15 protein-coding genes are annotated in these 13496 nt (G+C 62.0%); 1 reads left to right on the forward strand and 14 read right to left on the reverse strand.

The genetic code is table 11. The features are described from left to right. Positions 1-234 (forward strand): HupE/UreJ family protein (locus Q8O80_RS13190; RefSeq protein ID WP_305579940.1); only part of this gene is annotated, 234 nt, incomplete at its 5' end. A gap of 1 nt (position 235) precedes the next feature. Here the strand turns inward: Q8O80_RS13190 and ureG are convergent. The 14 genes from ureG to Q8O80_RS13260 all read right to left on the reverse strand — a co-directional run bounded on the left by ureG (position 236) and on the right by Q8O80_RS13260 (position 13301). Further along, positions 236-868 carry an urease accessory protein UreG gene (gene ureG / locus Q8O80_RS13195; RefSeq protein ID WP_305579942.1) on the reverse strand — a complete coding sequence of 211 codons (633 nt, stop codon included), beginning with the start codon at positions 866-868 and terminating at the stop codon, positions 236-238. 40 nt (positions 869-908) lie between these two features. Further along, on the reverse strand, positions 909-1571 hold the full coding sequence (locus tag Q8O80_RS13200; protein WP_305579944.1) for an urease accessory protein UreF: 663 nt from the start codon (positions 1569-1571) through the stop codon (positions 909-911). Next, positions 1568-2035, reverse strand: a complete 468-nt coding sequence (locus Q8O80_RS13205; protein WP_305579946.1) for an urease accessory protein UreE — start codon at positions 2033-2035, stop codon at positions 1568-1570. The genes Q8O80_RS13200 and Q8O80_RS13205 overlap by 4 nt, the downstream gene beginning before the upstream one ends. A 28-nt stretch (positions 2036-2063) precedes the next feature. Beyond that, positions 2064-3773 (reverse strand): urease subunit alpha, encoded by a 1710-nt coding sequence (gene ureC / locus Q8O80_RS13210; RefSeq protein ID WP_305579948.1) that lies wholly within the window; start codon positions 3771-3773, stop codon positions 2064-2066. A 51-nt stretch (positions 3774-3824) separates the two neighbouring features. After that, a complete protein-coding gene (locus tag Q8O80_RS13215) occupies positions 3825-4130 on the reverse strand; it encodes an urease subunit beta (protein ID WP_305579950.1) in 306 nt (101 codons plus the stop codon). 4 nt (positions 4131-4134) lie between these two features. Continuing rightward, the gene (locus tag Q8O80_RS13220; RefSeq protein WP_305579952.1) at positions 4135-4437 is read right to left on the reverse strand and encodes an urease subunit gamma; all 303 of its coding nucleotides are present in this window, start codon (positions 4435-4437) and stop codon (positions 4135-4137) included. Positions 4438-4447: 10 nt separating this feature from the next. Continuing rightward, positions 4448-5278 (reverse strand): urease accessory protein UreD, encoded by an 831-nt coding sequence (locus Q8O80_RS13225; RefSeq protein WP_305579954.1) that lies wholly within the window; start codon positions 5276-5278, stop codon positions 4448-4450. Continuing rightward, positions 5278-5979 (reverse strand): urea ABC transporter ATP-binding subunit UrtE, encoded by a 702-nt coding sequence (urtE, locus tag Q8O80_RS13230; protein ID WP_305579956.1) that lies wholly within the window; start codon positions 5977-5979, stop codon positions 5278-5280. The genes Q8O80_RS13225 and urtE overlap by 1 nt, the downstream gene beginning before the upstream one ends. Positions 5980-6124: 145 nt before the next feature. After that, positions 6125-6883: an urea ABC transporter ATP-binding protein UrtD gene (urtD, locus tag Q8O80_RS13235; RefSeq protein WP_371136199.1), complete on the reverse strand. Its 759-nt coding sequence runs from the start codon at positions 6881-6883 to the stop codon at positions 6125-6127. Positions 6884-6886: 3 nt separating this feature from the next. Next, positions 6887-8062, reverse strand: a complete 1176-nt coding sequence (gene urtC, locus Q8O80_RS13240; RefSeq protein ID WP_305579958.1) for an urea ABC transporter permease subunit UrtC — start codon at positions 8060-8062, stop codon at positions 6887-6889. 79 nt (positions 8063-8141) lie between these two features. Then, positions 8142-9770 (reverse strand): urea ABC transporter permease subunit UrtB, encoded by a 1629-nt coding sequence (gene urtB, locus Q8O80_RS13245; RefSeq protein WP_305579960.1) that lies wholly within the window; start codon positions 9768-9770, stop codon positions 8142-8144. A gap of 163 nt (positions 9771-9933) precedes the next feature. Next, the gene (gene urtA / locus Q8O80_RS13250; protein ID WP_371136200.1) at positions 9934-11220 is read right to left on the reverse strand and encodes an urea ABC transporter substrate-binding protein; all 1287 of its coding nucleotides are present in this window, start codon (positions 11218-11220) and stop codon (positions 9934-9936) included. A gap of 438 nt (positions 11221-11658) precedes the next feature. Further along, positions 11659-12426 (reverse strand): alpha/beta fold hydrolase, encoded by a 768-nt coding sequence (locus Q8O80_RS13255; protein WP_305579962.1) that lies wholly within the window; start codon positions 12424-12426, stop codon positions 11659-11661. 53 nt (positions 12427-12479) lie between these two features. Then, positions 12480-13301, reverse strand: coding sequence for an alpha/beta fold hydrolase (locus Q8O80_RS13260; protein WP_305579964.1), 822 nt, complete (start codon positions 13299-13301; stop codon positions 12480-12482). Positions 13302-13496 lie beyond the last annotated feature (195 nt).

Consider the following 13496-nt stretch of genomic DNA (forward strand, 5'->3'; position numbering starts at 1 on the left):
GGGTTGTTCGCGATATTTCATGGCCACGCGCATGGGGTCGAAATGCCGATACAGGCAACTGGTCTCGCCTATGGGGCTGGCTTCCTCCTGGCCACGGCGCTGCTGCATGCCGGCGGCATTCTTGTCGGCTCCCTGCTTGGCCGGCTCAGCAGGCGCTATGGCGTGATGGTGTCGCGCACTGCCGGTGGCCTCGCCGCCATGGCCGGCGTGGGGCTGCTGACCGGCGTGCTCTGACCTATTGAGCGGCCTGGGTGCTGCTCAAGCCGCCGGCTTTCTCGATAAAGGCGATGATCACCTCGAGGCTGTCGCGCCGCAGCAGATCGGTAAACACATAGGGGCGCCCCGCGCGCACCTTTTGCGTATCGCTTTCCATTACCGCCAGGCTGGCGCCCACGTGGGGCGCCAGATCGGTATGGGTGATCACCAGCAGGTCCGAGCGGGCGATGGCCGGTCCGCCCTTGCGTGGAATCTTTTCGCCCTGCGCCACGGAGATGACATAGAGCGTCATATCGGCCAGATCGGGCGAAAACGTCGCCGCCAGATTGTCGCCGCCGCTTTCGATCAGGATGATGTCGAGATCGGGAAAGCTGCGGTTGAGGCCGGCAATCGCCGCCAGGTTCAGCGAGGCATCCTCGCGAATGGCGGTATGCGGACAGCCGCCGGTTTCCACCCCGACAATCCGGTCTTCTGAAATCGCCTGCGCGCGCGCCAGGATCAGCGCGTCTTCCTTGGTGTAGATATCGTTGGTCACCACGGCCATCGAATAGCGGTCGCGCATCGCCTTGAGCAGCATTTCGCACAGCGTGGTCTTGCCCGAGCCTACCGGGCCGCCAATACCGATGCGCAGCGGTCCATTGGGGGATTTCATAGCAACCTCGCATGCGTGATGGATGGGTAATTGGTGTCGATCATGAGCGGAAAATCCGCGTCGGCAAAGTCTCATGCGCCATCTGCGCAATGTCGGTGGCGTAGGCCATGCTGCCGATATCGTCGAGGCTGGCGGACTGCGCCTGCTCCACGACCAGCGTGATGGTCGGCTCCAGCGCTGCCATGATGGCCAGGCCATCGTTCTGGCCAATCGGCACCAGCCGCACCGCCACCGACACCTGCCCATGCACAAGCGCAGTCAGAAACGCGGTCAGGCTTGCCTCCAGCGCGATCCCGTGCGCCCCGGCGACGGCGCCAACAGCGACCGGATAGGGGCAGGGCTGCGGCAGCAGCCCATAGAACGGCGCTGGCCAGGCCTTTGCCGCCATGGCAAATGCCTCGCCGATGGTGACCGCCTCGTCATGGCGCTCGCGCGCCGGGGTCAATGCCAGACACAACTCAGCCAGGTCGCGCAGGGCCGGCGCGTTGTCCGCCCAGCGATGCGCATGGGCGAGCAGGATGGCATCGGTGCGCATGCCACCATGTGCCAGATTGCCAGCGATCCAGTCCTGCGTTGTGACGCGATCCCGCACCGCGCGCGTCACGATGGCCGTCTCCAGTCCCGCCGACCAGGCGAACGCGCCCACCGGAAACGCTGGTGACAGCCAGGTCAGCAGCTTTTGCAGGTCGCCCGTCGCAGTCATCGCGCCAACAGGGCGTGGCCGGGCGTTTCATGGCTATGATAGGCGCCATGCTCGGCAAAAAATGGTTCGCGCACGGCGGTGATCCGCGCGCCCAGCCCCTCCAGCATCGGCTTGAGTACATGGTCGGCTTTGATCAGGATGCGCTCGGCCTCAAGCTGCGCTGCAGTGTGGCGATTGCCGATATGCCAGGCCAGCCGGACCAGATGCCCACTATCGCGCCCGTGCACAGCATAGAGCTGTTCGGGCGCTGCAATGACCGCAACCAGCCGCCCATCATCGAGCTGCAGGGCGCCCTCATGTTCCAGCGTTATGGTCTGGGGAAAATCCACCATCACCTCACCACCGCCACCGCGCAGGGTCAGCAGCTTGCGCCGCAGGCGCCGCGCGTCGTGCTCGAGCTCGACACCATCGAATGGCGTGCCCTGGTTGTGGCCGGCAGGCAGGTGGGAAACGGCGCGAAGCATGGCTTTGCCTTTTCGGAGTGGTCTGGTTCTAGAACAGGAAATAGCGTTGCGCCATCGGCAGCACGGTTGCCGGCGCGCAGGTCAGCAATTCGCCATCGGCGTACACTTCATAGGTTTCCGGGTCGACATCGATCTGCGGCGTCGCCGAATTGTGGATCATCGCCGCCTTGCCGATGCCGCCGCGCGTATTGGCAACGGCCACCATCTGCTTGTCGACGCCCAGCTTTCCGCGCAGCCCATCGTCGAGCGCCGCCTGCGAAACAAAGGTCACCGACGAGCTGGTGCGCAGCTTGCCATAGGCCCCGAACATCGACCGGTAATGCATGGGTTGCGGCGTGGGGATCGACGCATTGGGGTCGCCCATCGGGGCCGCCGCGATCGAGCCACCCAGCAACACAAGTTCCGGCTTCACGCCGAAAAAGGCCGGGCTCCACAGCACCAGATCAGCCCTCTTGCCTACTTCCACCGAGCCGATATGGGCGCTCATGCCATGGGCAATCGCCGGGTTGATGGTGTATTTGGCAAGGTAGCGCTTGACCCGGAAGTTATCGTTATCGCCGGTTTCGCCGGCCAGTTTGCCGCGCTGCTTTTTCATTTTGTCTGCCGTCTGCCAGCAGCGGATCAACACCTCCCCGACCCGGCCCATCGCCTGGCTGTCCGATGAGATGATCGAGAGTGCGCCGATATCGTGCAGGATGTCCTCGGCCGCGATGGTTTCCTTGCGGATCCGGCTTTCGGCGAAAGCAACATCCTCGGGAATTGACGACGACAAATGGTGGCACACCATCAGCATGTCGAGATGCTCGGCAATGGTGTTGACCGTGTAGGGCCGCGTCGGATTGGTCGAAGAGGGGATGACATTGGGCAGGCTGGCGACCTTGAGGATGTCGGGGGCATGCCCGCCGCCCGCCCCTTCGGTATGGAAGGCGTGGATGGTGCGGCCCTTGAAGGCGGCGATGGTATCCTCGACAAACCCGCTCTCGTTGAGCGTATCGGTGTGGATCATCACCTGCACATCATTGGCGTCGGCCACCGACAGGCAATTGTCGATGGCGGCAGGGGTGGTGCCCCAATCCTCATGCAGCTTGAGGCAGGATGCCCCCGCCAGGATCATTTCTTCCAGCGGCGCCGGCAGCGACGCATTGCCCTTGCCCGCCAGCGCCAGATTCATCGGAAACGCGTCGAAACTCTCGATCATCCGGCCAATATGCCAGGCGCCCGTGCAGGTCGTCGCCAGCGTACCATGCGCCGGACCGGTGCCGCCGCCCAGCATGGTGGTGACGCCGCTCATCAGCGCCTCTTCGATCTGTTGCGGGCAGATAAAGTGGATATGGGCATCCATCGCCCCGGCCGTAACGATGCGGCCTTCGCCCGCGATCACTTCGGTTGAGGGGCCGATGACAATGCTGACACCGGGCTGGGTATCGGGATTGCCGGCCTTGCCAATGGCGTGGATGCGCCCGTCGCGCAGCCCGATATCGGCCTTGTAGATGCCGGTCACGTCCACGATCAGCGCATTGGTGATGACCGTATCCACCGCCCCTTCGGCCCGCGTCCGCTGCGACTGGCCCATGCCGTCGCGGATCACCTTGCCGCCGCCAAACTTGACCTCCTCGCCATAGGTGGTGAAGTCCTTCTCCACTTCGATGAACAGCTCCGTATCGGCCAGCCGCACGCGGTCGCCGGTGGTCGGGCCGTACATGTCGGCATAGGTGGCGCGGGAAATGCGAGCGGGCATGGCAGGCTCCGTCTGACTCAGTGGTCGAATGGCTGATGGCACGATTGGGGTTCAGAGCGGCCCCATGATCTTCTGGCGGAAACCGTAAACGATCCGCGCGCCCCCCAGCGGCACGAGCTTCACATCGCGCGCCTGGCCCGGTTCGAACCGCACCGCCGTGCCGGCGGCAATATCGAGCCGCATGCCGCGTGCCGCTTCGCGATCAAAGCGCAGGCCTGCATTGGTCTCGTAGAAATGAAAATGCGAGCCCACCTGAATGGGTCGATCGCCGGTATTGGCGACTTCCAGGGTAATCTGGATCGCGCCTGCATTGAGTTCAATCTCGCCGGATTTTGGGATGATTTCGCCGGGAATCATGGGCTCACCGAATGGGTTCGTGCACGGTCACCAACTTGGTGCCGTCGGGGAAAGTGGCTTCGACCTGGATATCGGCGATCATCTCGGCAATCCCCTCCATCACCTGGTCGCGGGTGATGACATGGGCGCCCGCCTCCATCAATTCGGCCACCGGGCGGCCGTCGCGCGCGCCTTCCACCACAAAGTCGGTGATCAGCGCGATGGCTTCTGGATGGTTGAGCTTGACCCCGCGCTCCAGCCGCCTGCGCGCCACCATGGCGGCCATCGAGATCAGCAATTTGTCTTTTTCGCGCGGCGTCAGGTTCATGTGGCTATTCCTAGAGATGCCAGAGGCGCGGCAGGCTGCCGGCCGACGACAGTCCGGCAATAATGGGGACGATCATGCGGCGCAGCGCCAGGCCGGATTCGGCCATCGCCCGGACAATCAGGCGCTCGCCCATGGCGCTGGCGGCGATGCGACCCGTGGTGGGCAGCAGCGCCCGAACCGTTTCGAGTCGGCGCTCGGCCAGGGGAGCGATATGCACGATGGTGGCAAAGGCGCAGGCGCCGTCGAGCAGCGATGCGGCACCGCGCTCGCTGCCGGTCCCGGTCAGCTGCGTGGCCTCGGCATGGATCAGCCGACCATTGCGACGCACTCGCCAATTGTCGCGCAGCTTGGCATCAAGGGCCAGCTCGCCCATGGCATCGCGCCCCAGCAGAATGGCTTCAACAGCGGTCAGGCTGGCGCCTTCGGCCAGATCAATGTCGATGCGGCGGTCGAGCTGGCTGCTGGCAAACAGCATGGTTTCCTGCGGCAGCCAGTCGAGATGAGCCGCGGCGCCGATGCTGAGCCGGGTGTGCACGCTGGCCGGATCGCCCAGCGAGCGATAGATGCGCTCGCAGGCCTGGGTGGTCAGCACCGCCTTGCCTTCGGCTGCAATCTCAGCGGTCCAGTCCATCCGGTCGCCGCCAGTCAGGCCGCCTGCCGTGTTGATCAGCACCGCCTCAAGCGCATTCGAATGGGTGTGCGGTAGGCGGATCTTGGCGCAGCCATCCTGATAGAGGCGGTCGATGACGGTGACACCCGCGCGCAATTTGGTCGCGATGCGGCCACTGCCGCGCGCGCGCTGCATCATTGCTGGCAGTTGGAGGGCGAGTGTAGCGTTCATCAAACCATCAAATGGCGGCGTACTGCGGGCAGGTCGAGATCGCTCGCCGGTCCCGCATGCTGGATTTCGCCGCGATCCATCACATAGATATCGTCGGCGATTTCGCGGCAGAAATCCAGAAATTGCTCGACCAGAAGAATGGTCATGCCTTTCTCGTCGCGCAAAAATTGCAGCGCCCGGCCAATGTCCTTGATGATTGAGGGCTGGATGCCTTCGGTCGGCTCATCAAGAACCAGCACCTTGGGTCGGGTGACCAGCGCCCGGGCAATGGCCAATTGCTGCTGCTGGCCACCCGAGAGGTCACCACCGCGCCGGCCGAGCATGGATTTGAGCACGGGGAAAAGCTCGACGATGTAAGGTGGAATAGTCCTGTCGGCGCGGGGCAGGCCGGCATAGCCGGTTTCGAGATTTTCCTTCACCGTGAGCAATGGGAAAATCTCGCGGCCCTGCGGCACATAGCCAATGCCCATGCGGGCGCGCCTGTAGGGCGGCGACTTCTTCAGCATTTCGTCACCGAAGCGGATCTCACCGGCCGTGATGTTGCTAATGCCGGTGATGGCGCGCAGCGTCGAGGATTTGCCGACGCCGTTGCGGCCGAGAACGGCCGTGATGCGGCCGGGCTTGCAGGTGATGGAAACCGATTTGAGCGCCTGGGCGGCGCCATAGTGCAAGTCGATCGCGTTGATGGTGAGGGCGGTCATTGTTTGCCTTCTTTCTTCTCCCTCCCCCTTGCGGGGAGGGTGCCCCGAAGGGGTCGGGTGGGGAGTCACGAGCACGGTGTTGGCGACCCACCCCCACCCTTGATCCTGCCCCACAAGGAGGAGCAGACGACTGCGTAGCTGGTGCTCATCGTCCCAGATACCTTTCGATGACAACCGGATTGGCGCTGACCTGATCCAGTGTTCCCTCTGCCAGAACCGCGCCTTCAGCCAGACAGGTGACGCGCGAGCCCAGTTCGCGCACGAAGCTCATGTCGTGTTCGACCACCACGACCGAGCGGGTCTTGGCGATCTCCCTGAGCAGCTTGGCGGTTTCGACCGTTTCACTGTCGGTCATGCCAGCGACGGGTTCATCGACCAGCAGCAGCTTGGGGTCCTGCGCCAGCAGCATGCCGATTTCGAGCCATTGTTTCTGGCCGTGGCTGAGGTCGGCGGCGAGCTCGTCCTTGCGGGGCAGCAGGCGGATGGTCTCCAGAATTTCGGTGATGCGATCAATATCGGCCTGGTCTGCGACGTAGAACAGCGCTGAAAACACCCCGCGCGGCTTTTTCAGCGCCATCTCGATATTGTCCCAGACCGTCTGGCTCTCAAACACGGTGGGTTTCTGGAACTTGCGGCCAATGCCCAGATTGGCAATGGCCGCCTCGTCCAGTTTGGTCAGATCGGTCCGTCCGTCGAACAGCACCTGGCCGTCGTCAGGCCGGGTCTTGCCGGTGATGATGTCCATCATCGTGGTCTTGCCCGCGCCATTGGGGCCGATAATGGCCAGCATTTCGGCAGGGTGGACGATGATCGACAGCTTGTTGATGGCCTTGAAGCCATCAAAGGAAACCGAGACGCCATCGAGATAGAGCATGGTGCCAGTCTTGTCCGCCATTGCTGTCATGACTTACTCCGCCGGCTTGGGTTGGGGATCGACACCGGCTTCGACCTGCATCGGCGTGGGCGCGTCGCGGTCGTGCTGTTCGCGCCTGGTGGTGGCGGTACGGTACTGCCCGATCAGCCCGACTATGCCCTTGGGCAGGAACAGGGTGGTGACGACGAACAGCGCGCCGAGGGCAAAGAGCCAGTATTCGGGAAAGGCGCCGGTGAAATAGGATTTGCCGACATTGACCAGGATGCCGCCGATGATCGGCCCGACAATGGTGCCGCGGCCGCCGACGGCAGTCCAGATCACCACCTCGATGGAATTTGCCGGCTCGAACTCGCTCGGGTTGATGATGCCAACCTGCGGCACGTACAGCGCCCCGGCGATCCCGGCGATCACGGCCGAGACGACGAAGGCGAACAGTTTTACATATTCGACGCGATAGCCGAGGAAACGTGTCCGGCTTTCGGCGTCGCGCACCGCCACCATGACCTTGCCGAGCTTGGAATTGACAATCATCGAGCAGGCCAGCACGGCGAGCGCCAGGGCAATGGCCGAAGCGGCGAACAGCGCGGCACGGGTTGTCGTGGCCGAGATGGGCTGGCCGAGGATGTCCTTGAAGTCGGTCAGCCCGTTATTGCCGCCAAAGCCCATATCGTTGCGGAAAAAGGCCAGCAACAGGGCATAGGTCATGGTCTGGGTGATAATGGAAAGATAGACGCCGGTGACGCGGCTGCGGAAGGCCAGGAAGCCGAAGACGAAGGCGAGCAGGCCGGGCACAACCACGACCATCGCCATGGCGAACCAGAAATTGTCCATGCCCATCCAGTACCAGGGCAGTTCCTTCCAGTTCAGGAACACCATGAAATCAGGGAGCGTGGGATTGGCATAGACGCCGCGCGTGCCTATCTGGCGCATCAGATACATGCCCATGGCGTAGCCGCCAATGGCAAAGAAGGCGCCATGACCGAGCGAGAGAATGCCGCAATAGCCCCAGACCAGATCGAGCGCCAAAGCGAGCATGGCGAAGGTGAGGTATTTGCCCAGCAGCGGCACGGCATAATTGGGCAGGTGCAGCGGATGGCCCTCTGGCAGCACCAGATTGGATATCGGCACCGCGATGGCGACGACCAGCAATATCGAGACCAGCCAGATGGCTTTCTTGTCCAGCGCGCGGAACAGGGCTTGCGTCAGCATGGATTGATACCTCCGGCCGTTGGCTTCCCTCCCCTCAAGGGGGTGGGAAGGACGACTGCGACATTGGCGTCAGACAAAATCATGCTTCGACAGACCTTCCCTTGAGCGCGAAGAGCCCGCGGGGACGGCGCTGGATGAACAGGATGATAAGGACCAGAATGATGATCTTGCCCAGCACGGCCCCGGCATAGGGCTCGATGAACTTGTTGGCGATACCCAGCGTCAGCGCGCCGACCAGGGTGCCCCACAGATTGCCAACGCCGCCGAACACCACGACCATGAAACTGTCGATGATGTAGCCCTGGCCCAGATTGGGGGAAACGTTGCCAATCTGGCTCAGCGCCACGCCGGCGAGGCCAGCGACGCCCGAGCCCAGACCAAAGGTCAAGGCGTCAACCAGCGGGGTGCGAATGCCCATGGCCGAAGCCATGCGGCGGTTCTGCGTCACGGCGCGCATGTGCAGGCCAATGGCGGTATATTTCAGCACCAGCAGCAGGGCGGCAAACACCATGGCGGCGAAAATGACGATGTAGAAGCGGTTCCAGGTGATGGCGAGCCCGCCCAGATCGAACGAGCCGGACATCCAGCTCGGATTGCCCACTTCACGGATATTGGCGGTGAAGATGCGCTGCACGGCCTGCTGGATGATCAGCGACAGTCCCCAGGTGGCCAGCAGGGTTTCCAGCGGTCGACCATAGAGAAAGCGGATGACGCCGCGCTCGATGGCGATGCCGATCAGGGCCGTAACCAGGAAGGCCAGTGGCAGGGCGATGGCGAGCGACCAGTCGAACAGACCCGGGAAATTCTGCCGGATGATCTCCTGCACCACGAAGGTGGTGTAGGCACCCAGCATGACCATTTCGCCATGCGCCATGTTGATGACGCCCATCACGCCAAAGGTGATGGCCAGACCGATGGCGGCCAGCAGCAGCACTGAACCAAGCGAAATGCCGAACCAGACGTTCTGGGCAACATCCCAGACGGCCCGGTCGCGGGCGAGGCCCTCAATGGCGGCATCAATTGCCGGCACCACCTCGGTTGGGGCGCTGCCTCTTGCATTGGTCAGGACATTGAGCGCGTCCCGGCCACCGATATCGCGCAAGACGGGGATGGCGGCCTGCCAGTCGGCGAGCGCGGCGTCGGGCGATTTGACGATAATGGCGGCGCGGGCCTGTGCCATCACCAGGGCGATGGCCGGCTGTGTTTCGGCGGCCATGGCGCTGTCGAGCAGTTCAAGATTTTCAGGATCCGCATCGCGCAGGATCGACTGGGCGGCAGCAAGGCGGACATCATCCTTCTGGCTGAGCAGCGTCATCTGGCCAATGGCCGTACGCAGGGTGCGCCGCAGGTTGTTGTTGACCTTGACCTTGCCGAGCTTGGCCTCGGCCAGTTCGGGCAATTCTGTGCCGCTTATCGGGTCGGTGCGGGCGCCCTTGCCACCGGCATTGGCGGTAAAAACAACCTTGGCCGAGGTGTCCTCGACATAGAGTTCGCCATCAAGCAGCACGCGCAGCACGGGCACAGCCCGTGGATCGCCGGTCGCGACCAGTGCGGCAATGGCCGCTTCGCGATCCTTGAAGCTGCCCGGCGCGAGGGCATCGACCAGCGCGGAAAGCTCGCTATCCGCGACCTGGGCGTGGGCTGGAACGGCCATGGCTGCGGTGCCGAGAAGCATCATCACAATGATGAGGTGTCTGAGAAGCGCCATGGCGGCCCCGATCTGGTCAGAAACTCGATGTCATCCCGGACGTGATCCGGGATCCATTTTGGGATCGCAGGATGGCCCCGGCTCGAAGCCGGGGCGACACCGTGCTTGTTCAAGCATCAGTGATGAGGGCAAACCCGTCGCCCTCATCGGTGTTATCAGAATGCTAACTTGCCGCCGCGACGTCGCCGCCACACATCTTGGTTTCGGTATTGTAGTTGCCACACGAGATCGGCGCGGTCCAATCGGCCTCGATCATCTTGGATTCGGGCAGGAAATCGGACCAGGCATCACCGGGGACGAGATCGGATTCCGAGACGACTTCGAACTGACCGTCAGCCTGGATTTCCCCGATCAGCACCGGCTTAGTGATGTGATGGTTCGGCAGCATGGTGGCGACGCCACCGGTCAGGTTCGGGGTTTCCAGCCCGATAATGGCGTCGAGCACGGCATCGGTATCGGTGGTGCCTGCCTTTTCAACAGCCTGGACCCAAAGGTTGAAGCCAATGACGGTGGCTTCCATCGGATCGTTGGTCACCTTGTCCGGATTGCCCATGAAGCTCTGCCAGGCTTCGATAAAGGCGGCGTTTTCCGGGACATCGACGGACTGGAAGTAGTTCCAGGCAGCCAGGTGGCCGACCAGCGGGGTGGTGTCAAAGCCGGCGAGTTCTTCTTCACCGACCGAGAAGGCGACGACCGGGATGTCCTCGGCCTTGATGCCCTGGTTGGCGAGTTCCTTGTAGAACGGCACATTGGCGTCGCCATTGATGGTCGAGACAACGGCGGTCTTCTTGCCGGTCGAGCCGAAGCTCTTGATGTCCGAGACGATGGTCTGCCAATCGGAATGACCGAAGGGCGTGTAGTTGATCATGATGTCTTCTTTGGCCACGCCCTTGTCCATGAGGTACTGCTCAAGGATCTTGTTGGTGGTCTGGGGATAGACATAGTCGGTGCCGGCAAGGACCCAGCGCTCGACGCCTTCGTTTTCCATCAGGTAATCGACGGCGGGAATGGCTTGCTGATTGGGCGCCGCGCCGGTGTAGAACACATTGCGCTGGCTCTCTTCGCCCTCATACTGCACGGGGTAAAAGAGAATGGAGTTCAGTTCCTCAAACACCGGCAGCACCGATTTGCGCGACGATGAGGTCCAGCAGCCAAACACGGCGGCGACGCCATTGACGGCAATCAATTCGCGGGCCTTTTCGGCAAAGAGTGGCCAGTCGGAGGCCGGATCGACTACCACGGCTTCAAGCTGCTTGCCCAGCAATCCGCCCTTCTTGTTCTGCTCCTCGATGAGGAACAGCATGGTGTCTTTCAGCGTGGTTTCGGAAATGGCCATCGTGCCTGAGAGAGAATGCAGCACGCCAACCTTGATCGTTTCATCCTGAGCCAGGGCCGGCACGGCCATCGCTCCCATAGTCATCGTCACGCCAAGCCCCAGGCCAGCAATCATCCGGTTTACGGCTGTCATGTTGTCTCCCAACAGTGTGTGGTTGCACCGCCGGAAAACTTGCAAACCCCATGCCAAGGCCGATCGAAAGGCTAAGTCGTTGGGTTTTATGGCGTTTGAGAGTGCGGTCTATATACGCCGCTGCACCATCTTCGAACCAACGCCTAAAATTTAGGCATCAGTGCCTACTGGGCCTAAAATATGCGCATCGGCAGTGCGGGCGTTTTGTGCACTCTGCCTGGCAAGCGCAGGACTGGTCAGACTAGCCAGCTCACTTCGTGGCCCGCGGCAGGAATATCTCGAATGATGCAACGCCGCCGGCCAGAACCGCGCCAGCAGTGCCGTCAGAACCGCAGAATGTCGTTGCCGCCAAGCTTTGATAGGGCATGGTCATCGCTCCTTTACGAGCGATGACCATGGTTGGTGCGTGGCAAACAGAGATTACTGCGCCGCCTCTTCGATAAGATCGGCCACGGCCTGAGGCTGCGAAACCATGACGACATGGGATGCGCCCTCGACGACGACGGTGTGCCTGGACCCGGCGCGCTCCGCCATGAAGTCGAGTGCCTGTGCCGGGATATTCCTGTCGGCGTCGCCATAGATGAACCAGGAGGGCACGGTCTTCCAGGCAGGCTCCCCGGATTTTTCCGTCAGCGCGGATTCGGTGATCGGTCGCTGACCGGCGGCCATCAATGCCGCTTTCTCGGCCGGAACATCCTGAGCAAATTGATCGTGGAACTTCGCCTGATCGATGGACAGATCGATGTCACCATCGGCGAGCGTTACCGGCGCCGCCAGTGCCTCGCCGAGTGTGCCGCCTGGAAACTTGCCGGCCAGATCAGCCGCGGCTTCCCCGGCGTCGGGAGCGAAGGCGGCCACATAGACCAGTGACTGAACGTTGTCATTGCCATTGGCGGCAGTCGAGATGACCTGACCACCATACGAGTGCCCCACCAGCACCACAGGGCCATCGATGCTGCCAACGATGTCGGAGACATAGGACGCGTCACTCGAGACGCTGCGCAGCGGGTTGGCGGCGGCGATGACTGCATAGCCATCCTTCCTCAGGATTTCGACCACGCCATCCCAGCTCGAAGAGTCGGCAAAGGCACCGTGGACTAGGACCACCGTCGGTTTGGCGGGTTGGGCGAAAACGGTACCCGAGAATAGGGCACTGATAACAGCAGCAGTAGCGACACGTTTGTACATGGGAACGTCCTTTTCGATTTCAGCGTGATAGGTTCGGTCTTGGAAAGCGGTGGTCAGCCGCCAATGAACGCCAGAACATCAGCGTTGAAGCGGTCAGCTTCGGTTTCGGCCAATCCGTGGGACCCGCTGGCATAGATCTTCAGTGTGGCATTGGGCACGATGTCAGCAGCGCGATGCGCCGAAGCCTCGATCGGCACGATCTGGTCGTCGTCGCCGTGGATGATCAGTGTCGGCTTGTCGATCCGGCGCAAGTCCTGCGTGTAGTCGATTTCGGAAAACTCGTGGATGCAGTCGTACTGACCTTTGATGCCGCCCTGCAGGCCGATCCGGCGGAAGTTTTCGCGCAAGCCGTCATTGCTCTCAACGCCATCGCGGTTGAAGCCGTAAAACGGCACGGTCAGGTCAAAGAAGAACTGTGAGCGGTTCTTTGCCGTGCCCTGGCGAATGCCATCGAACACCGAAAGTGGGGTGCCGGCTGGGTTGGCGTCGGTCTGCAGCATCAGGGGAGGAACTGCACCGACAAGCACGACCTTGGCAATGCGGGCGGTGCCGTGACGACCGATATAGTGCGCGACTTCGCCGCCGCCCGTCGAGTGGCCGACCAGGACCAGATCATGCAGGTCGAGCGCTTCGATCAATTCGGCCAGGTCATCGGCATATTGATCCATATTGTTGCCTTCGAAGGTCTGGTCGGAACGGCCATGGCTGCGACGGTCATGGGCGATGACGCGGTAGCCGTTCTGGCTGAAAAACAGCATCTGCTGGTCCCAGGCGTCGGACGATAGCGGCCAGCCATGGGCGAAGAGGATCGGCTGCCCGGTTCCCCAGTCCTTGTAAAACAGGCGCGTTCCGTCGGTGGTGGTGAAACTACTCATCTGAAACCTCATCTTCCTTATTTATCTCGTACACAAATCATTTGTGTGCGATCTATATGACGGCAGTCTCACGTGGTGTCAATCGCAAACAAATAGATCGTGCACAAATTATTCTGGAAGTGGGCGTGAGAGAACCGGGCGCAGGTTCCGCGATGGCGCCGGTTGCCGCATCGTCAATCGCTTGCTATTCAGTCG

The sequence above is a fragment of the Devosia sp. genome (genome assembly GCF_030689745.1).
Classification (GTDB): Bacteria; Pseudomonadota; Alphaproteobacteria; order Rhizobiales; family Devosiaceae; genus Devosia; species Devosia alba.